Below are 18733 nucleotides of genomic sequence, written 5' to 3'. Positions count from 1 at the left end.
CGCGCTTTTTTGTCGAGTGTGCCATGGGAAGGCCAGACAGGACACAACACTCTGCAATTTTCAGAGTGCCACTTGCCAAGTGTTGTCCACGGGAGGAAAGTATTCCGATGAACCAGTCGGTGAACCAGTTCACGCGGCTGCCGCGCGCTCTGCCCCGGGGAGATGCGGCGTACGGCGCCGCTCCCATGTGAGGAATCGGTCGTGGCACCTGGTAATGCGCTCACCCCCCAGCTCACGGCCGCGCGACCGCTGACCCTGACCACCCCTCCCCACCGGCACCCCGACGCCCCGCCGGCGCCGCGGACGCCTCCGCCCGCTCCCCATCCGCACGCCCCTGACGTGCGCCGTTTCGCCTTCGAGCTGCCCGCGCGCGCCGAGGCCGTCGCCCGGGCGCGCCGGCTCGTCACCGAGCGGCTGGTGCTGTGGGGCCTCGCGGGTGAGGTGGGCGAGACCGCCGAGCTGGTCGTCTCCGAGCTGTTCACCAACGCCGTCGTCCACACCGGGAGCGGCCGCGTCGTGTGCGAGCTGCGCGACCGCGGCGAGCACGTGCGGATCGCCGTCCACGACGAGGGCTGCGCGGTGGCCGGGCCGCGTGCCCGCCCGGCCGACCGGGAGGAGTGCGGCCGCGGCCTGCTCCTCGTCGACGCCGTCAGCAGCGCCTGGGGCAGCCACGACGCCCGGCACGGGGCGGGGCGCGTCGTCTGGGCCGAGCTGCTCCACGGCACGGCGGGCCCATGCTGAGGTCGATGGTCACCCTGCTGTCCCCCCGTGGCCGGCAGGGCGACCGGGGGGCCGGAACGCCCTGGGAGGACGCGCTCGGCGAGGTCCAGCTGGCCCCGCCGCCGCACCTGCCGGCGACACTCGGGTACGACGCGGTCGGCGTACCGGCGCGGCACGGGGTGCGGCTGCTGAGCCGACTGCCGGGCAACGGCTGTGTCTTCGCCGACTCCGACTGGTGGTGGTGGCTCGTGCCGTCCGGGTCCGACGCGGACCTGCGCTGGCCCCTGCCCGCCTGCTACGCGCCCGGCGGGTTCGTCCCCGACCGGCGGCCGCGGCTGATGCGCCGGCCCGGCGGCACTTCCCCGTACACCCCGCCGATCCCGCTGTACCTGATGGTCTGCCAGCTGACCGGGACGGCGCCGGCCTGGACGGTCCCCGGGGTCGGGTCCCGCCTCTGAGCCGGCGCGCGTCCCGCCCGCGCCCCTGCGTGCGCGCCGGTCAGGCGTGGTCGGGGACCGGGACGCCGAAGTCCGGGGTGCCGTCGGGCTTCCAGCCGAGCCGCTGGACGCGGGTGTGCCGGTTCGGGTCGTGCAGCGGGTCGCCGGTGATCTCCCGGTACTGGCGGGCGTGGTAGACGAGGACGTCGGTGCGACCGTCCTCGGCGACGGTGAAGCTGTTGTGGCCCGGACCGTACTGGCCGGTGGTGTCGTCGCTGGTGAAGACCGGTACCGGGGACTTGGTCCAGGAGGCCGGGTCCATCAGGTCGGCGCGCTCGTCGGCGGTGAGCAGGCCCAGGCAGTAGTTGCTGTCGGTGGCACTGGCCGAGTACGTCATGAAGATCCGGCCGTTGCGCCGGAGGAACGCGGCGCCCTCGTTCACCTTGAAGCCGACGCGTTCCCACGGGTACTCCGGCGTCGTGAGCCGCACCTGGGGACCGGTCAGGGTCAGCGGGTCGGCCATCCGGGAGAGAAAGACGCCGGTGTTGGAGTCCGTGCCGGGTTCGTGCTGCGCCCACGCCAGGTAGCGGTCTCCGCGGTGGGTGAAGGTGGTGGCGTCGAGCGAGAAGGTGTCCCAGGCGGTCGTGATCATGCCGCGCTCGGTCCACGTCCCCCGGAACGGGTCGGGATGGCGGTTCTCCAGCACCCACATGCGGATGCGCCACACGTCGTGGGCCGGGGCCGCGGCGAAGTACAGGTACCAGCGGCCGTCGATGTGGTGCAGTTCGGGCGCCCATATGTGGGCGGACATGTCGCCGCTGGTGTGGCGGCGCCACACCACGGCCTCGTCGGCGGTGGTCAGGCCCCGCAGGGTCCGCGACCGGCGCAGCACGATGCGGTCGTACTCGGGGACGGTCGCGGTGAAGTAGTAGCGGCCGTCGGTGTGGCGCTGGATGTGCGGATCGGCGCGGTTGCGGACGAGGGGGTTCGCGTACGGGCGGCCCGGCAGCGCGCCGGGGGCCCGGGCGGCGGCCCGGTCGGCCGCGCCGGGGACGGCGCCGGCGGGAGCGGAGGTGCCGGGCGGCCCGTCGGCGGCACGGGCGGCGCCCGGTGCGGCCGCGAGGGCGCCGGCGGCCACGGCGCCCTGGAGGAGGAGCCGGCGGTTGAAGGCGTGACGGGGGTTCATGGAGTGTTCGCCTGCCTCACGTTCGTGGTGTCGAACAGCATCTGTGATTCCGAACGGCGAAACCGTAGAGGCGTGACGCGGAGAGGTCAACGGGGCGAGCGGGACCGGCTTCGCTACCTTCGCCGCCATGACCCCCACCACTCCCCTGTTCACCACCGCCCTCGCCTCGCCGACGGCCACCCTCGTCCTCGACGGCGGCCTCTCCAACCAACTGGAGGCACAGGGGCACGACTTGTCCGACGACCTGTGGTCGGCGCGGCTGCTCGCCGAGGACCCGGAGGCCGTCGTCGCCGCCCACCTCGCCTACTACCGGGCGGGCGCCGACGTGGTGACCACCGCCGGGTACCAGGCCACCTTCGAGGGGTTCGCCCGGCGGGGCGTCGACCGGGAGGGGGCGGCCCGGCTCCTCGCCCTGAGCGTGGAACTGGCCCGCGAGGCGGCCCGCCGGGCCCGCGCCGACGGCGTGGCCCGCCCGCTGTGGGTGGCCGCGTCCGCCGGCCCGTACGGGGCGATGCGGGCCGACGGTTCGGAGTACCGGGGCCGGTACGGGCTGGGCGTGGCCGCGCTGGAGGCGTTCCACCGCCCGCGCCTGGAGGTGCTCGCCGCGGCCGGGCCCGACGTCCTCGCCCTGGAGACCGTGCCGGACGCCGACGAGGCGCGCGCCCTGCTGCGGGCGGTACGGGGCCTGGGCGTGCCGGCCTGGCTGTCGTACACGGTCGCCGACGGCCGCACCCGGGCGGACCAGCCGCTGGAGGAGGCGTTCGGGCTCGCGGCGGACGCGGACGAGGTGGTGGCGGTCGGGGTCAACTGCTGCGCCCCGGAGGAGACGGAGCGGGCGGTCGCGCTCGCCGCACGCGTGACGGGCAAGCCGGTGGTGGCCTATCCGAACAGCGGCGAGGCGTGGGACGCCGGGGCGCGCGCCTGGCACGGGCGGCCGACGTTCTCGCCCGACCTGGCGGAGGCGTGGCGACGGGCCGGGGCGCGCCTGATCGGCGGCTGCTGCCGGGTGGGACCCGCGGCGATCACGGACCTGGCGACCCGGCTCCACCCCTGACGGCCACCCGGCCGGGGCGCGGGCGGGGCCGTGGGAGCGCGCGGGGCCGTGGGAGCGCGGGCCTGCGCCGGGGCGTGGGCGTGCGGGGACTCGGGGGCGGGGGTTCGCGTGGGAACGGGGGCGTGGGCAGGGAGATCGCCGGCTGACGGCCTGGCCGGTTCGGACCCGTCGGGGCGCGGGGCCGCCTAGGGTAGGAAGCGCTTGCTAAGCCGACCCAGGAGGTGCCATGACGCCGACCGCGAGCCCCGCCGGTCCGACTCTGGCGGTGGTGGCCCGCGAGGCGGGCGTGTCGGTGCCCACCGCCTCGAAGGTCGTCAACGGCCGCGAGGACGTGGCGCCCGAGACCCGGCGCCGGGTGACCGAGGTGCTCGACCGGCTGGGATACGTACCGCGCCGGCGGACCCCCGTGCCCCGGCGGCACGGCATGGTGGACCTCGTCCTGGCCTCCCTGGAGGGCCCGCAGACCGCGGCCGTGCTGCGCGGCGCCGAGCGCGCGGCCCGCGCCGCCGGGCAGGACCTGGTCCTCTCGACCGGCCGGCACCTGGGGCGCGACCGGCTCGATCGCATCGCCTCCCGGGGCTCGACCGGCGTGGTGTTCCACCGGGAGGGGGTGACGGCGGGCGCGGCCGCCCGTCTCGCCCGGCACCGGCTGCCGTACGTACTCCTCGATCCGGTGCGGCAGCCGTCGTCGGACGCCTTGTCCGTCGGCGCGGCGGACCGGCGGGGCGGAGCGGCGGCGGCCCGCCACCTTCTGGCGCTGGGCCACGAGCGGATCGCGGCCGTCGCCGACCCCGGACACGCGGTCGGGGCCGGGGCGGCGACGGACCGGGAGGCCGGTGGTGCGGGCGTCGACGGGGAGGGCGGAGCCGGCGTCGACGGGGGCGTGGGCCCGGGCCGCGACATGGAGCGCGGCGCCGAGGGCGGCGGCGCGCGGCTCGCGGGCTGGCGCGCGGCCCTCGCCTCGGCCGGGGTCCCGCACCGCCCCGAGTACCACCGCGTCCTTGCCCCCGGCACGCCGCAGGAGCAGGGCGCGCGGCTGCGGACGCGGGAGCTGCTGGACCTGCCGCAGCCGCCCACGGCCGTCTTCGTCTGCTCGGACGCGATGGCCCCGGGGGTCTACGCGGCGCTCGCCGAACGGGGCCTGCGCGTGCCCGCGGACGTGTCGGTCGTGGGCTACGGCGACCTGCCCGGCGCGCGGTGGGCCCTGCCGGGGCTGACGACCGTGCGCCGACCGGAGGCCGGGATGGCCGCCGCGGCGGTGGGGCTGCTCGTACGGCTGGCCTCGGGTGAGCGGCCGGACGGCGCTCTGGAGCTGCCGACGGAACTGGTGGTCCGGTCGAGCACCGCGCCGCCGGGCGCGTGACCGCCCGGGACGCCGGGGCGCGGGCGGGCGGTCGGCCCGCCGGACCTCACCGGTAGGCGGCGGAGACGTGGTAGGCGTACACGCCGACCATCCCCATCACGCCGAGGAGGACCACCCAGGACCGCAGGCCCGTGTGCCGCGAACGGCCTCCGCCCGCACGGCCGCCGCCCGCACCGCCCCGGCCGGCGCGGGCCACGGCCTCGCCCCTGCCCGCGCGGCCCCGGCGGACGCGACGGACGCCGGTACGGGCGCCCGCCTGTTCCGCCCGGGAGGATGTCGGCTCGGCGGCGGCCTCGGCCAGCAGCCGGCGGCAGACGGCGGCGAGTTCGTCACGGCCGGCCGCGAGGCGGACGACCACCTCGGAGCGGGCCGGGGCCGTGGTGCCGCCGTCGAGGATGCGGCCCGCCCGGATGAGGACCTCGTCACGGGTGCCCCTGGGCGAGAGGCTGATCCAGCGCCGGACGTGCTCGCCCCGGATGACGACGGCCCCCGACCGTTCGCGGTACAGCGTGTGCTGCCGCCACAGGACCGTCGCCAAGTCGGCGGCCACGTCCTTGAGTTGGCTCTGCATGCCCTCCCCTTCGCCAGGCCGCACACGCCTCGAACACGCATGCGCACGGGCACTCTAGCCCCCACCTCCGTCAGCCGCCGTGGCGGAGGCGCCGCCACGGGTCACCGTGGCGGCGCCGGCGGTGTCGCGGTGGGTGAGCCGGGGAGGCACCTACGGCGGGTGCGGGTGCCGGGGGAGGCGGCGGAGGCGCACGGGCGGGGGCGGGGGGAAGGACGGGCCGGACGACGGGCGAGCCGGTCGTCACCGGCGACAGACCCGCGCGGACGGCCCACCCCCGGACGTAGGCCCGACACGGTGGGGGGTTGCCCGGGCACGGCGCGGGCCGAGGCCCGGCACGGCGCAGACCTGGCACGGCGCGGGCCCGGCACGGTGGAGGCCGAGGCCCGGCGCGAGGGGGGCCCGGCACGGCGGCGGGCCCCCGCCCGGTTCAGGGACCGACCTCGAGCGGCGCGCAGGCCGGGTCCAGGCGCAGGCGCGCGAGGTCGCGGCCGACGAGCCCCCAGGCGTACCAGCCCTCGGGTTCGAAGGCGAGCTGAGGGTTGGTGTACCAGTCGTCGCCGAGTCCGGTCGCGATCGGCCGGGGCTGTGCGCCGCCGGGGCCCAGCAGGTGGACGTTGCCGCCGGCGCGGTAGGTGGAGGTGAACACCTCGCCCCGGTGCACCTCGATCTCGCCGTAGCCGGTCAGCGTCCCCTTGCCGAGGACCTGCCGGGTCCGCACGTCCATGGCGAACCATCCGGGGTCGCGCTTGAGCACGCCGTACAGGATGCCGTCGTGGTACTTCACGTCCTGGACGGTCTCGTTGTGGCGGCCGGGCTCGGTGTGGGTGTCGGGCACGGGGCTCTCCCACAGCACCCGGCGCGAGGCCAGGTCGAACGCCGCGACGGCGGCCGTGGTCCGGGTCGCCGTGGTGCCGCCGCCGCCCAGGACGTCACCGCCGAGGTAGACCACCCCGTCGGGGCCGAGGCTGAGGCTCATCAGGCTCTGGTCGCGGATCACGTCCACGTACACCTGCTTCTCGCCGGTGTCGGGGTCGACGACCGACAGGGCGCCCCTAAGGTTCGCGCCGAGCGGCGCGCTCGCCACCAGCAGCCGGTCGGTCGCCGGGTCGTACTCCATGTCCCACGGGCGCTGCTGGCCGTGGGACAGGGGGCCGAGGTACTCGACGGCGTGGCCCTTCGCCGGGTCGATGCGGGCGATCTCGCCGCTCGGGTACATCGCCGCGTACACCTTGCCGCCGCGGTGGACCAGCGCCTTGGGCTCACCCGCCACCCCGAAGCGGTGCCGGGTGCCCCGCGCCGGGTCGTGCACGGTCACGGAGAAGTGGCCGCCGACCCAGACCTTGCCGTCCGGGGTCCGCAGGATCGACTGGGGCCGCTCGGCGCCGGGGGTGAGCCCGGCCTCCAGCAGATCCGTGTAGTCGGTCTTCCCCGTCGTGATGTCCATGGTCCACACCCCGCCGCTGCCGGCGAACCCGGTGAGCACGGTGCCGTCGAGGAACAGGCCGCGGGTCTCCTCGCGGTCCTTGGGGGTGCCCACCACCACCGGCTGCTCGCCGGTGCGGTAGCGGTAGACGGTGCCGTTCGGCCGGGTGGAGACGTACGCGGTGTGGTCGGGGGCCGTGCCGAAGGCGTCGACGGTGTCGCCGCCGAGGGACACCTTGCGGACGTCGGTGCCGTCGGTTCGCAGGTCGTAGAGGGTGTCGCCGCCGGCGGCACGCACCCGGGTCCGGCCGACGGACACGGCGGTGAAGCCCGTGGCACCCTCGGCGAGGACGCGGACGGCACCGGTGGAGCGGTTGACCGACACCAGCTTGCCCTTGTCGAGCAGACCCGCGTAGACGTGGGTCGCGTCGACGGCGAGCGCCCGCACGGAGCGCTCGCCCTCGGCGAGGACACCGAGGTCCCGGGAGGCCCGTGAGACGGGGTCGTACTCCCAGACCCGGCCGTGCGGGTACGTGCCCGCGTAGATCCTGCCGTCGGGGGCGGCCGCGAGGCTCCAGACGAAGCCGCCGTTCACACCGAAGGAGGCGAGCCGCTCGATCCTGCCGGTGGCCGGATCGAAGCGGTAGAGGTCGGGCACGGGATAGGTGCCGATGTACACCTTGCCGCCCGAGACCACGGTGGCCCAGGCGCCCTCGGGGGAACCGGCGGCGGGGCCGTCCGGGATGGGCGTCTCGCGCACGACCCGGCGGGTGGCGAGGTCGAACTCGGCGAGCACCGGGGGCTTGAGGCCGCGCGTGACGACGTAGGCCCGTCCCCCGTGCACCGTGGCGCCGACTATCGCCCCGGTCAGGGATGCCTTGTCGAAGGTTTCCACCCCGGGTTCGGCACAGGCCCCGGCGGCCTGGGCGGCCCCGGCCGGCCCGGCGGGAGCCAGGAGCGCGAGCAGGGTCGCGAGCAGGACGAGGAGCGGGCGGCGGCGCGGCCCGCGGGGTAGGGGAGGTCGCATGCGTCGGGTCCGTACGGTGGGAAGTCGCTGACATGGCATCAAATGTCGGGAGTGATCACCCCGTCAACGGCGTTTTCGCGCCACCGCCCCCGCGGGAAGGGCCGACCGAGGGTGGTGACCGGGCCCGTGCGGGGCGGGGCGGCCGACCCACTCGGCCGACCCGCCCGCGCCCCGCCCCGCGCCGGCCCCCGGGACGCCGGGTCTCCCGGAGAGGTCGGTGTCCCCAGCCCTCGGACCCCCGGGGCGTCGGGCGCACCCAGCCCTCGGGTTCCCGGGACGTCGGGCGTCCCGAGAGCCCAGGCGTCCCGACGGCTCAGGCGTCCCGACGGCTCGGGCGTCCCGACGGCTCGGGCGTCCCGACGGCTCGGGCGTCCCGACGGCTCGGGCCTTCCGTCGGCTCAGGTGCCCTGACCGCTCGGGTGCCCCGAGGTACGGGCGGCGGCCCGGTGCCGGGTGGTCAGATCCGGCCGGCGCCCGCGTTCGCGGTCACCGACGCGACGACCGACGAGGCCGGTTCGGCGGCGTAGGCGTACGGCGGGGCGGTGAAGGAGCCCGTGCGGGAGATCTCGGTCGTCGCACCGCCGAGGTCGTTGCCGCGGAGGTTGGCGTATCCGTCGACGGCACTGCTGCGGCTGGTGGTGACGGCGACCTTGGTGGCCCGGAAGACGTTGTTCTCGACGAGCATCTGGGCGCCCATCCGGGAGTGGCAGGCCGTCTCGGCCCCCTGGACGTAGTTGTTGTAGAAGTGGCCGGTGCCGAAGCGGAGGCTCGGGATGCGCGAGTAGACGTCGCTGAAGTGGTTGTGGTGGTACGTGACACGCAGGTGGCCGGTGTCCTCGGAGGCGTTCTTGTCACTGTGCCCGACCAGGGACCCCTTGAAGTGGTCCTTGAAGGTGTTCCAGGAGACGGTGACGAGGTCGGCGCCGTGGTTCACGTCCAGCAGGCCGTCGTAGTGGTCCTTGTCGTGGTCGCGGTCGGCGGAGAAGGAGTTGTGGTCGATCCACACCTTCGTCGACTCGGTCACCGTGACGGCGTCGGCGGGTGCGACCGGCTTGGACAGGTTGAGGTTGCGGATCACGACGTTCGTCTCCTCCTTCACGCGCAGTCCGCCGCCGGTGAAGCCGGAGGACGCGCCGACACCGAGCACCGTGGTGTGCGAGCCGATGTCGACCTGTCCGGACAGGGGGATCAGGCCGTTGACGCGGACCACCTTGGGGTGGTCGCCGGTCACGGCCGCCTTGAAGGCGCCGAGCGTGGAGACCGTGACGGCGGCGGCGTCACCGCCACCCGTGGTGCCGGCGCCGAACCCGACCGGGGCGCCGTCGGCGGCGCCCGCCGACTGGGGGAGCGCGACGGAGGCGGCGAGGAGGGCGGCCGTGGCGGCGGAGATGAGGAGCAGTCGAGCGGTGCGCATGGGGGTCCCTTTCCGTACGGGTACGAGAGCGGCGTGGAGGCCGTACATGGAGTTGGCGCACGTTCATGTGAGTGACCCTATGCACCGGGCGGAGCTGCCTGATGACCCCGGCAGCCCGCCCGCTGGTCACATTTCTGAACGGAACGTAGGACGCAAGCGCTTTCTCGTCAACGGATCGCACACGTACTCCCGCACGCCCGCCCAGTGTCAACCGACAGTTGACACCACTCGACTGTCAACCTACCGTTGACACATGACGCACTCGGAAGGCGCCACCTCGTCCATCCGCCTGGACGACCTCATCAGCGCCATCAAGAAGACCCACCCCGACACCCTCGACCAGCTGTCCAGCGCCGTCATCGCCGCCGACCACCTGGGCGAGGTCGCCGACCACCTCATCGGCCACTTCGTGGACCAGGCGCGGCGTTCGGGCGCGTCCTGGACCGACATCGGCAGGAGCATGGGCGTCACGCGGCAGGCCGCGCAGAAGCGGTTCGTCCCGAAGGGCCCGGGCGAGCCCACGGAGCTGGACCCCAGCCAGGGGTTCGGCCGGTTCGACGAGGAGGCCCGCAAGATCGTGATGGCCGGGCACTCGGCCGCCCAGGGCGCGGGCAGCGCCGAGATCGGCCTCGCCCACCTCACCCTCGGGCTGGTCGGCGAGCCGGACACCGTGGCCGTACGCGCCATCACCGCCCAGGGCGTGTCGGTGGAGGACGTCCGGCGTGCCGCGACGGCGGTGCTGCCCCCGGCGGTCGAGGAACCGCCGTCCCTCGTCCCGTACGACCAGACCGCCAAGAAGGTCCTGGAACTGACGTTCCGCGAGGCGCTGCGCCTCGGCCACCAGTACGTCGGCCCCGGGCACCTGCTCCTGGCGCAGCTGGAGTTCGAGAACGGCGCCGGGCCGCTCAGCGGCCTCGGCATCGACAAGCAGGCCGCGGAGGCGTACATCACGGCCGCGTCCTGACCCGGGGCGGCCACCAGCCGCCTCCCTGCCCGGTCACCCGTCCGGCGCCCCCTCGGGTCACCCACCCGGCGCACCCGGGCGGCCGGACGGGCCAACCGGGACGGCGCCGGACGGGGTGGCGGGACGACGGCGGGCGCGGCGGCGCCCCCGCGATCCCGCCGCCGTGGTCCCGGCCAGGCGGCTGCCGCTCGAAAGGGTGGGCTCGGCTCGATGGGCGCTGCCCCGCCCGACCGGGAGGGAACCCCTGACTCCGAAAACCCACCGCCCGGAACGACCGGGCGGCGCGTCCCGCGACCCGGAGGAACACATGATCAAGAAGGCCCTTGCCTGCGCCGCGCTGGCCGCTGCCGCGATGGCGGTCGGAGCAGCACCCGCCGCCGCCGGTGAGTACGACGACAACGGCGGCCACTTCCACGCGGCGGAGTTCAGCGCCATGAAGGGGCACTACCTGCAGTCCCAGGGCGGCGCCATCATCGCCAGCGGCAGCGCGGTCGAGGGCTCGTACATGACGGTCGAGTAATTCCGCCGTCCGGCGGCGCCCGCCGCACCGGGAGCCGTCAGGGGCCGTCACCGGCCCCTGGCGGCTCCCGCGCGTAGGGGCGCCCACCGCCGCGCCCCTCCCCCGGCGCACGTGGCCCCGACGGGGAGGGCCGGGGCACCGGGTGGGACGTGTCCCGGCCGGACGGGCATCCCGCGCCCGTCGGCGGTGCCGGTCCTCGCTCGGCGACCTGCACCCGGCGTACCCGCCGAACGGACCGCGGAGACCGGGCAGTTCGCCGTCCACCTCGTGTGGGCACACGTGCGGCCGACTGGCTGGACGTGCCGCGCAGCGCGTGGGACGGCGTGGCGACGGCGGTCCCGTACGCCGGAGGGCCGGTACGCCGGAGCTGCCGGGCGTGCCGGCGACCGTCGAGGACCGCCCGCTGCGCCGGCTGGGCCCTCGACCCCTCGACCGCCTGGGGGCCGCCTCTCCCCGCTTTTCGAGCCGAGCTCCCCGCCCCCGCGGGCGGGTGACGCGCTGCGCCGTCCCGGAGCACCTCAGAGCAGGACTTCGGGAACGCGGCCCTCCCCCGCCCGCCACTGGACACCCCCGGCGCCGACCGTCCCCGGCCGGCCGGCAGGCGCGGGGCGGGGTGGGGCGCGGGGCGGGGCGGCGCAGGGCGTTGGCGGCGCAGGGCGGGCCGCGGACGGACGGGGTGGCGCAGGGCGTTGGCGGCGTAAGGCGGGCCGCGGACGGGGGTGGGGCGCGGGGCGGGGTGGGGCGCAGGGCCGGCCGCGGACGGGCGGGCGGCGCGGGGCGGGGATACGGGGACGGTGGCGGGTGTTGCGCTGGAGTGCGCTCCAGCTCGTAGGGTCGCCGACGTCGCACGCCGCGGCCCCGCTCCGCATCCCCGACCCCGCCGCGTCAACCCGCTTGCCCAGACTGGGAGATGACCATGCGCTACCGCACCCTCGGCCGCACCGGCATGGAGGTGAGCGCCTACTGCCTCGGCACCATGATGTTCGGCGCCGTCGGCAACCCCGACCACGACGACTGCGTACGGATCGTCCACGCCGCGCTCGACCGGGGGATCAACTTCCTCGACACCGCCGACATGTACTCGGCCGGCGAGTCGGAGACCATCGTCGGCAAGGCCCTGCGGGGCCGGCGGGACGACGTCGTGCTCGCCACGAAGGTGCACTTCCCGATGGGCGAGGGGCGCAACCGGAGCGGCAACTCGCGCCGCTGGATCGTGCGGGCGGTGGAGGAGAGCCTGCGGCGGCTGGACACCGACTGGATCGACCTGTACCAGGTGCACCGGCCGGACCACACGACCGACGTCGAGGAGACGCTGTCGGTTCTCGGCGACCTGGTGCGGCAGGGGAAGGTGCGGGCGTTCGGCTGCTCGACGTTCCCGGCGGAGGAGATCGTCGAGGCGCACCACGTCGCGGAGCGCCGGGGCCTGATGCGGTTCCGCACCGAGCAGCCGCCGTACTCGCTGCTGGCCCGGGGCGCCGAGGCGCACGTGCTGCCCGTCGTGGAGCGGCTGGGCATGGGGGCGCTGACCTGGTCGCCGCTGGCGTCGGGGTTCCTGACCGGCGCGTACCGCAAGGGCCGCCCGGTCGACCTGGGCACCGGACGGGCCGCGCTGACGCCGGCGCGGTTCGACCCGGCGCTGCCGGGAAACGCCGCCAAGCTCGACGCCGTCGAGGAGCTGGTCGCGGTGGCCGACGGCCTGGGCCGCACGCTGCCGGAGCTGGCGGTCGCCTTCCCGCCGGCACACCCGGCGGTCACGTCGGTGATCGTCGGGCCGCGTACGCGGGAGCAGTTGGACGCCACGCTGAAGGGCGCCGACCTCGTCCTGGACGACGACGTCCTCGACCGGATCGACGCGATCGTCCCGCCCGGGACCGACCTCTACCGCGCCGACGGCGTCTGGAGCCCGCCGTCGCTGACCGACCCGGGGCTGCGCCGCAGGTCGCGGGCCGCCCGCGCCGCCGCCTGACCGGCCGCCGGACGGGTCACCTGACTGACCGCCCGGCGCACGGCCGTCCGACCGGACGCTGGACGGGCCGTCCGCCCGGACGGTGGGCGGGCCATCCGACCGGACGGTGGGCGGGCCATCCGACCGCCCGGCGCACGGCCCGTCCGGCGGCACCGGCACCCGGCCGTGGGCCCGGTGGCGGGGCGGGTCACCGGGGGGCCCACCGGTACTTGCCGCCGCCCACCCACCGCACGACGGCCGGGTCGTCGAGGTCCACGTGGGTCAGGCCCGCGTGGTGGGCGAGGCGGATGACGTCCAGCACGTCGCGGGCGGTCCCGACGACGTCACCCCGGATCTCGACCACGCGGTACGGCGGGTCGGCGGGTACGACGCCGAGGACGACGATCGGGGCGGCGGCCGGCAGGCCGTCGGTCTCGGCGGGGTCGTCGTTCGGCACGGCGGGTCTCCTTCGCTCCGGGACGGCAGCCGCCCGGCACCGGGGCGACGCTCCCGGTCTACCACCCCGGACGGTGACACACCGGCGGTGACACCGCCCCGCCCCGGCGCCGCCCCGGGCCCCACGCACCCGGTGGACCCGGTGGACCCCGTCGGGCCCGGGCGTGGTCACGGGGCCGTGTGCCGCAGCACCTCTTCGGCCAGCCGGGCGTCGAGGACGGACGGCAAGGTGTGCCCCATGCCCGCCACGACGACCAGCCGGGCGTCCGGCACGGCGGCGGCGACGGCCTCGCCGTGCGCGAGCGGGAACATCGGGTCGTCCGTGCCGTGCAGCACCAGCGTCGGCGCCTTCACGGCGGCCGGACCGGCGGTACCGCCGGTGCCGGCGCTGCCGGCGAGGCTGTGGTGGAGCGCGGCCGGGAGGCTGCGGGCGCGCGCGTACACGAGCGACTCCATCGCGCGGTACTCGTCCTCGTCGAACGGGAGCGTGCCGCCGTGGAGCAGGCGCCACAACGGCATCCGGGTGGTGAGGTACTCCTCCAGGTCCGCGCCCTCGCGGGGCAGCGTCGCGGCGAGGGCCGCGAGCAGCTCCGGGGAGGGTGCCGGGAGGTCGCCGGGGAGGGGCGGGGCACCGGCCATCGCGCGCTGGATGGCACCGGGGGCGTCGGCCCACAGGGGCGAGGAGGAGAGGGCGGTGAGGGTGAGCACGCGGTGCGGGTGCGTGACGGCGATCCGCTGGGCGATCACCCCGCCGAGGGAGGCCCCCACCAGGTGCGCCCGCTCGACGCCGAGCCCGTCGAGGACCGCGAGCGCGTCGTCCGCCATGTCCGCGACCGTGTACGGGTGGGTGGCGAAGTCGACCGTGGAGGAGAGTCCCGTGTCGCGGTGGTCGTACCGGACGACGCGGCGGCCCCCCGCCACGAGCCGTTCGACGAAGCCGTCGTTCCACTGGACCCCTTGGGCGCCCGCTCCCATCAGCAGCAGTACGGCCGGATCGCCCGGGTTGCCGAACTCCTCCGTCCACAGGCGGAGTTCCCCCGCCGCCACCATGCGCTGCGTACCCGTGGAGCGGTGCGTGCCGCTCTTGTTCTCCTGCATGATCGTTCACGGTAATGAGAGCCGATGGCACCCGCCAGCACCTTTCCGGCCGCCCGCGCCACCCCGCCCCGGCTCCCCGGCGCCCCCCTGCGGCCACCCCGCCCCGGCTCCCCGGCGGCCACCGCGCCCGCCCCCCTGGCGGGGGCACTCGCGGGGGTCCGTCCGCGCGCGGGCGCTCCCCCGCCGACGGGCATAGCCTGGACGGGACGGACGGAGGTGGCGCCATGACGCACCAGACCGACGACCCGGGCCACGGCCCGGAGCAGCGGGCGGAGCGGACGTCCGGGGCCGTCGCCCTGGACGACCCGGAGCCGCGCCCCCTGCCGGAGTCCGCGGCCCGCGAGCTGTTCGCCGAGCGCGCCCCCCTGGGGCTGGTGCGGGTCTTCTCGGCGTCCGTGCCGCTCGTCCTGGACGGGGAGACCGTCGAGGACGAGGAGCGCATGCACGCCGACCTCGCCGGGCCCCTGCACCTGACCCCGCTCGGCAGCGGGGACGAGGTGGTGCTCGCGGGCTTCACCGACCGCGCGGCGATGCTCGCCGAGGCGCGCCGCGCCACCGCGGACGGGCCGCCCCGGGAAGGGCCGGACGGCGCGCGCGGCTCGTTCGAGCGGGTGTGCACGTCGAATCCGGACTCGCTCCCCGACCGGGTGTGCTTCTTCGAGGACGCGGGCGAGCAGGGGGACGTCAAGTGCCTGGGCGCCGGCCTGGGCTACCCGAACCTGAGCCGGGTGCACCGCGGCTTCCTCTCCACCCAGAACTGGAACGACGTCATCTCCTCGCTCAGCTGGTGCCGCTTCGACGTCTCGCTGTTCGACGCCTTCGACTGGCAGGGCAACGAGTTCTTCGCCCGCAAGGGCTGCACCACCCCGGACCTGAACCGGTTCGGGTGGGGCGACCGCGCCGCGTCCATCGCCAACTGGGGCAACTGACCGGCCGGGTGACGGCCTCTCGGCCGTCGATCGCCGTCGGCCGGATTCGCTCCCGCCCCGGTCCGTCCCGCCGTCCATCGGGTTACCGTACGCGCATGACTGGTGACGACGAGGTGGCGGTCGTGGACGGCGTGCCGTCCAGGGTGCGGGCCGTCTACGGGCCCGACGACCTGAGTTCCGTGCCGTCCTTCGGTGGCGGCTTCATCAACTTCGGCCACTGGGACGGTATCCCGCCCGACCCGGAGCGGCCCCTCACGGTGGACGACCGGGTCCGCAGCGAGCGGGACCTGTACCGGCGGGTGCTCGGCGCGCTGGCCGGCGGCCGGCCGCGGGGCCGGGCCGTGGAGGTCGGCTGCGGCCTCGGCCTCGGCTGCGCCCTCGCCCTGGAGGAGTACGCCTTCGACGCGGTGACGGGCGTCGACATCCACCCGGACCAGCTGGCCCGGGCCCGCCGCGCCAACGCCGAGCTGCTGGCCGCGTCCCCCGACCGGCTGTGCTTCGCGCGCGGCGCCGCCGAGCGGTTGCCGCTCCCCGACGCCGGCTTCGACCACCTCTACTCGGTTGAGGCCGCCCAGCACTTCCGCGACCTGCGCGCCTTCGCCCGGGAGGGCGCGCGCGTGCTCCGCCCGGGCGGCCGGGTCGCCGTCGCGAGCTTCTTCGTCCCGGACGACCGGGAGGACGCCGCGGACGAACTGGCCCGGCGCCTGGACAGCTTCGCCTCGGGGCTGGACGTGGCGCACCCGCTGCCGGAGCTGACCGGTGCGCTGGCCGAGGCGGGGCTCGTGGAGGTCCGGGCCGAGTCGCTCGGGGAGTCGGTGTGGCCCGGTTTCGACCGCTTCCTCGCCGGGGTGGACCTGCCCGTGTCCTGGCCGCGCAACTTCCTCGGCGCGTACCGGGACGGGCTCCTCGACTACTACCTCGTCACGGCCACCCGCCCACCGGCCGCCTGAGGCTTCCGCCGGCCGCCCCCGCCCTCCCCCCGGGCCCCATGGCCGGGCCCTCCCCCAGGCTCCCTCGCCCTTCCCCGAGCCCCGTAGCCGGACCCCCTCGCCCTTCCCCGAGCCCCGTAGCCAGCCCTTCCCCACCCCCCCGCCCTGCCACCGGCCCCGCATCCTCGGCGCCGGCGGGCCGCCCCTGCGGTGGCGCGCGGCCCGGCCGCTTCGGGCGTACGGCGGCCGGGTACCGGGTCAGGCGTCCGCGGGCAGGGCGGCCGGGAGGCGCTTCGGGCCGTGCGCCTCACCGCGGGCGAACGCCGTCGCCGCCGCCCCGGGGCCGAGCGCGGCCTGCCACCGGGCCCACACCCGATCGACGTCGTACCGCTCCGCCGCCGGCAGCGGTGCGCCCGCCCCGGCGCGGGCCGCGCCGAGCAGTTCCGCCGCCCGCCCGGCGGCGCCTCCGGCCGCCGCGGCCCCGTGACCTGACCACGAGGGCGGGAGCCCCTAGCCGAGGCGCCAGTGCCGCAGCCGGTCGCCGTCGCGGGTGAGCCAGGTGCCGTCGCCGAGGGGGACGACGGTGTCGTCGACCGGGCAGGGGTAGCGCAGCCGCCCCAGCGGGCGCAGCGTGTCCGCCGCCAGCAGCCAGTGCGTGTGCTCCAGGGGGCCTTCGCTGGGTACCCAGTCGGCGGTGACCAGCAGATGCGAGCCGTCCAGGACGTGCGCGGACCCGAAGTCGTCGTTCTCGGCGTCCCACGACAGGTCGTTGAGGTCGAGCGTCGCGACCGGGGACGCGGCCGCGCCGGCGGCGGCGCGGGCGTCGTGGAGGGCCAGTTCGTACCGGTCGTCGTCGAGGGCCGTCCATTCGGCGCGGCGCAGGGTCACCACCCGGGAGGAGCCGGGGAGGAACCCGACCACCTCGTGGCGGTCCGCGGTGACGCCGAGGATCCGCAACCCGCCGTCGGACGGTTCCGCCCAGTACCCGGCCCAGCCGTACCAGGCGGTCCGGAAGGACGCCGCGAGGAGGGCGCCGCCCGCGTGCCACTCCAGGGCGAGCGCCCCCGCCACGGCCGCGACCGGCTGCTCGGCGCGGACGGTGCCGGTCCCGGCGTCGAGGAGGAGCAGGCGGTCGCGGCCGTAGCCGCGCCGGCGCGGACCGTCCTGCAGGGCGACGGCGCGTGCGGCGACCTCCTCCTCCGGCAGCAGGGTCGGGACGGTCACGGCGACCAGGCGCCCGGACGGGTCGGGCGCGGGCGCGCCGGGTGCCCGGGGCGGGCGGTGCCCGCCGTGCCAGGTGTCGTGCGGCAGCTCCCAGCGGGTCGTCCCGTCGGGCGCCACGGCCCGGACGCGGGCGGCCTCCGCGACGACGAAGCCACCGCCCGGTGCCGGTTCGGCGTGCGCGCCGGGTGGCAGGTCGAGGGCCTCGACGGGTGCGCGGGCCCCCGCGAGGAACGCCTCACGGTCGTGCACCTCCAGGCGGTTCGGCGTCCGCAGGGACAACCGGTCCCCGGGGGCGCGGCGCACCCTGCCGGGCGCCTCTGTCGCGCCGAGCGGTACCGGCACGATCCGTACGTCCCCCGTCTCCCTCATGCCGCGATCCTGTCACCCGGGCGGGCGCGCCGAGCGGCCGAGGCGTCACCCGCCGACGTCCCCGCCCCGCGCCGGCTCAGGCGTCGGTGGAGAGCCAGGCGTCCCCGGCACGGAGCCACAGCGCGCCGTCGCGGCCCTGGCCGCAGCGCGGGACCACGCGTCCGGGCACGCGCACACGGCTGCGCGCGGTCACGGTCCACGCGCCGTCGACCAGCCGGGCGCGTACCACCTCGACGGCGCGCCGGCCGTGCTCGCGCCGGGTGAACACCGCGCGGTCGCCCCGTACGGCGAACCCGTCCGGCTCGGGTACGGGGCTGGGCCGGCTGGTCACCTCGCCCGTGGCGGGGGTGACGCGCGTCAGGTACGTCCCTGGGGCGCTGCCGCCGGAGTACCAGACGAGCCACACGTGCTCCCCCTCCGTGGCAGCGGCGCACCCCTCCAACGGTGCGTCGGGGAGCCGGCCGCGCGGCCCCCACACCGAGCGGCCCTCGGTGCTCCACCCGGCGAGGCCGGCCGCGGACTCCGGGTGCCCGCCGTACACGCCCTCGTCGCCGTGGGCCGTCCAGACGAGCCCGCCGCGGTCGGTGACGAGGACGGGGATGTCGTCGCCGAGGCAGCCGGCGCTCTCATGTGCGCCGTCGGTGGACCAGACGACGGCGTTCGGCCGCCACTCCCCCGTGGTGTCGTCCCGCAGCGCCCGACCGGCGACGAGCAGCAGGCGCCCGTCGGGCAGGAGGGCGATGTGGGCGGGCACGAGCGGGATGCCGTCGAGCGACCGGCGCTCGCCCGACCCGTCGGCGCGGCGGATCAGCAGCAGCCCGTCGAACGGCGCCCGGGGACTCCACCCGACCCAGCCCCTGACCTGTCGGTGGCGGCGGAGCTGTCGTCGGCGCACGAGCAGGACCGCGAGTTCACCCGCCGGGCCGACGGTCCACCACAGCGGCCGCCGCCCGGCCCAGCGTTCCGCGACGGGCGCCCTCCACACGTCCCGGAACCCGCCACCGTCCACACCCATGCCCCCGCCCCCGTCCCGCACGGCGGACCGCGATGCCCGCCTGCCCGGAGTCTACGGACGGGGGAGGTCGGGGAGGGCGGGGATGCCGCC

At 76.4% G+C, this 18733-nt stretch carries 17 protein-coding genes; 9 read left to right on the top strand and 8 right to left on the bottom strand.

Going from position 1 to position 18733, the window contains the following annotated elements:
- The first annotated feature begins 201 nt into the window (after nt 1–201).
- Both NRO40_RS25135 and NRO40_RS25130 read left to right on the top strand, forming a co-directional pair.
- Entirely contained in the window at nt 202–741 is a 540-nt protein-coding gene (locus NRO40_RS25135; RefSeq protein ID WP_232791013.1) for an ATP-binding protein, read from the top strand.
- Nucleotides 735–1178 carry a hypothetical protein gene (locus NRO40_RS25130; RefSeq protein ID WP_408057058.1) on the top strand — a complete coding sequence of 148 codons (444 nt, stop codon included), beginning with the start codon at nt 735–737 and terminating at the stop codon, nt 1176–1178. Before NRO40_RS25135 ends, NRO40_RS25130 begins: the two co-directional genes overlap by 7 nt.
- Before the next feature lie 40 nt (nt 1179–1218).
- On the opposite strand, the gene NRO40_RS25125 is transcribed toward NRO40_RS25130, so the two are convergent.
- Nucleotides 1219–2343, bottom strand: coding sequence for a glycoside hydrolase family 43 protein (locus NRO40_RS25125; RefSeq protein WP_058941574.1), 1125 nt, complete (start codon nt 2341–2343; stop codon nt 1219–1221).
- 127 nt (nt 2344–2470) lie between these two features.
- Here NRO40_RS25125 and mmuM point away from each other — a divergent pair, with 127 nt between their 5' ends.
- Complete coding sequence (mmuM, locus tag NRO40_RS25120) at nt 2471–3397, top strand: homocysteine S-methyltransferase (RefSeq protein WP_058941575.1); 927 nt, start codon at nt 2471–2473, stop codon at nt 3395–3397.
- A gap of 226 nt (nt 3398–3623) precedes the next feature.
- Nucleotides 3624–4760, top strand: a complete 1137-nt coding sequence (locus tag NRO40_RS25115) for a LacI family DNA-binding transcriptional regulator (RefSeq protein WP_058941576.1) — start codon at nt 3624–3626, stop codon at nt 4758–4760.
- Nucleotides 4761–4806: 46 nt separating this feature from the next.
- Here the strand turns inward: NRO40_RS25115 and NRO40_RS25110 are convergent, their stop codons facing one another.
- From NRO40_RS25110 to NRO40_RS25100, 3 genes are all read right to left on the bottom strand, one after another.
- On the bottom strand, nt 4807–5331 hold the full coding sequence (locus NRO40_RS25110) for a hypothetical protein (RefSeq protein WP_058941577.1): 525 nt from the start codon (nt 5329–5331) through the stop codon (nt 4807–4809).
- 427 nt (nt 5332–5758) lie between these two features.
- A complete protein-coding gene (locus NRO40_RS25105; RefSeq protein WP_058941578.1) occupies nt 5759–7780 on the bottom strand; it encodes a PQQ-binding-like beta-propeller repeat protein in 2022 nt (673 codons plus the stop codon).
- A 457-nt stretch (nt 7781–8237) separates the two neighbouring features.
- Complete coding sequence (locus tag NRO40_RS25100) at nt 8238–9194, bottom strand: pectate lyase family protein (protein WP_058941579.1); 957 nt, start codon at nt 9192–9194, stop codon at nt 8238–8240.
- Between the two features lie 253 nt (nt 9195–9447).
- Between NRO40_RS25100 and NRO40_RS25095 the strand changes: the two genes are divergently transcribed.
- The 3 genes from NRO40_RS25095 to NRO40_RS25085 all read left to right on the top strand — a co-directional run bounded on the left by NRO40_RS25095 (nt 9448) and on the right by NRO40_RS25085 (nt 12644).
- On the top strand, nt 9448–10158 hold the full coding sequence (locus NRO40_RS25095) for a Clp protease N-terminal domain-containing protein (RefSeq protein WP_058941580.1): 711 nt from the start codon (nt 9448–9450) through the stop codon (nt 10156–10158).
- Nucleotides 10159–10465: 307 nt separating this feature from the next.
- Complete coding sequence (locus NRO40_RS25090) at nt 10466–10678, top strand: hypothetical protein (protein WP_058941581.1); 213 nt, start codon at nt 10466–10468, stop codon at nt 10676–10678.
- Between the two features lie 916 nt (nt 10679–11594).
- Nucleotides 11595–12644: an aldo/keto reductase gene (locus tag NRO40_RS25085; RefSeq protein WP_058941608.1), complete on the top strand. Its 1050-nt coding sequence runs from the start codon at nt 11595–11597 to the stop codon at nt 12642–12644.
- 187 nt (nt 12645–12831) lie between these two features.
- On the opposite strand, the gene NRO40_RS25080 is transcribed toward NRO40_RS25085, so the two are convergent.
- Nucleotides 12832–13080: a hypothetical protein gene (locus tag NRO40_RS25080; protein ID WP_232791015.1), complete on the bottom strand. Its 249-nt coding sequence runs from the start codon at nt 13078–13080 to the stop codon at nt 12832–12834.
- Between the two features lie 167 nt (nt 13081–13247).
- A complete protein-coding gene (locus tag NRO40_RS25075; RefSeq protein WP_058941582.1) occupies nt 13248–14177 on the bottom strand; it encodes an alpha/beta fold hydrolase in 930 nt (309 codons plus the stop codon).
- 224 nt (nt 14178–14401) lie between these two features.
- Between NRO40_RS25075 and NRO40_RS25070 the strand changes: the two genes are divergently transcribed.
- Nucleotides 14402–15106 carry a hypothetical protein gene (locus NRO40_RS25070; protein WP_058941583.1) on the top strand — a complete coding sequence of 235 codons (705 nt, stop codon included), beginning with the start codon at nt 14402–14404 and terminating at the stop codon, nt 15104–15106.
- A gap of 95 nt (nt 15107–15201) precedes the next feature.
- On the top strand, nt 15202–16056 hold the full coding sequence (locus NRO40_RS25065; RefSeq protein WP_058941584.1) for a class I SAM-dependent methyltransferase: 855 nt from the start codon (nt 15202–15204) through the stop codon (nt 16054–16056).
- 489 nt (nt 16057–16545) lie between these two features.
- On the opposite strand, the gene NRO40_RS25060 is transcribed toward NRO40_RS25065, so the two are convergent.
- Both NRO40_RS25060 and NRO40_RS25055 read right to left on the bottom strand, forming a co-directional pair.
- On the bottom strand, nt 16546–17628 hold the full coding sequence (locus NRO40_RS25060) for a hypothetical protein (protein ID WP_058941585.1): 1083 nt from the start codon (nt 17626–17628) through the stop codon (nt 16546–16548).
- Between the two features lie 76 nt (nt 17629–17704).
- Nucleotides 17705–18643 (bottom strand): hypothetical protein, encoded by a 939-nt coding sequence (locus NRO40_RS25055; protein WP_058941586.1) that lies wholly within the window; start codon nt 18641–18643, stop codon nt 17705–17707.
- Nucleotides 18644–18733: the final 90 nt, after the last annotated feature.

The sequence above is a fragment of the Streptomyces changanensis genome (genome assembly GCF_024600715.1).
Classification (GTDB): Bacteria; Actinomycetota; Actinomycetes; order Streptomycetales; family Streptomycetaceae; genus Streptomyces; species Streptomyces changanensis.
This window is presented reverse-complemented; position numbering and strand designations above follow the sequence as displayed.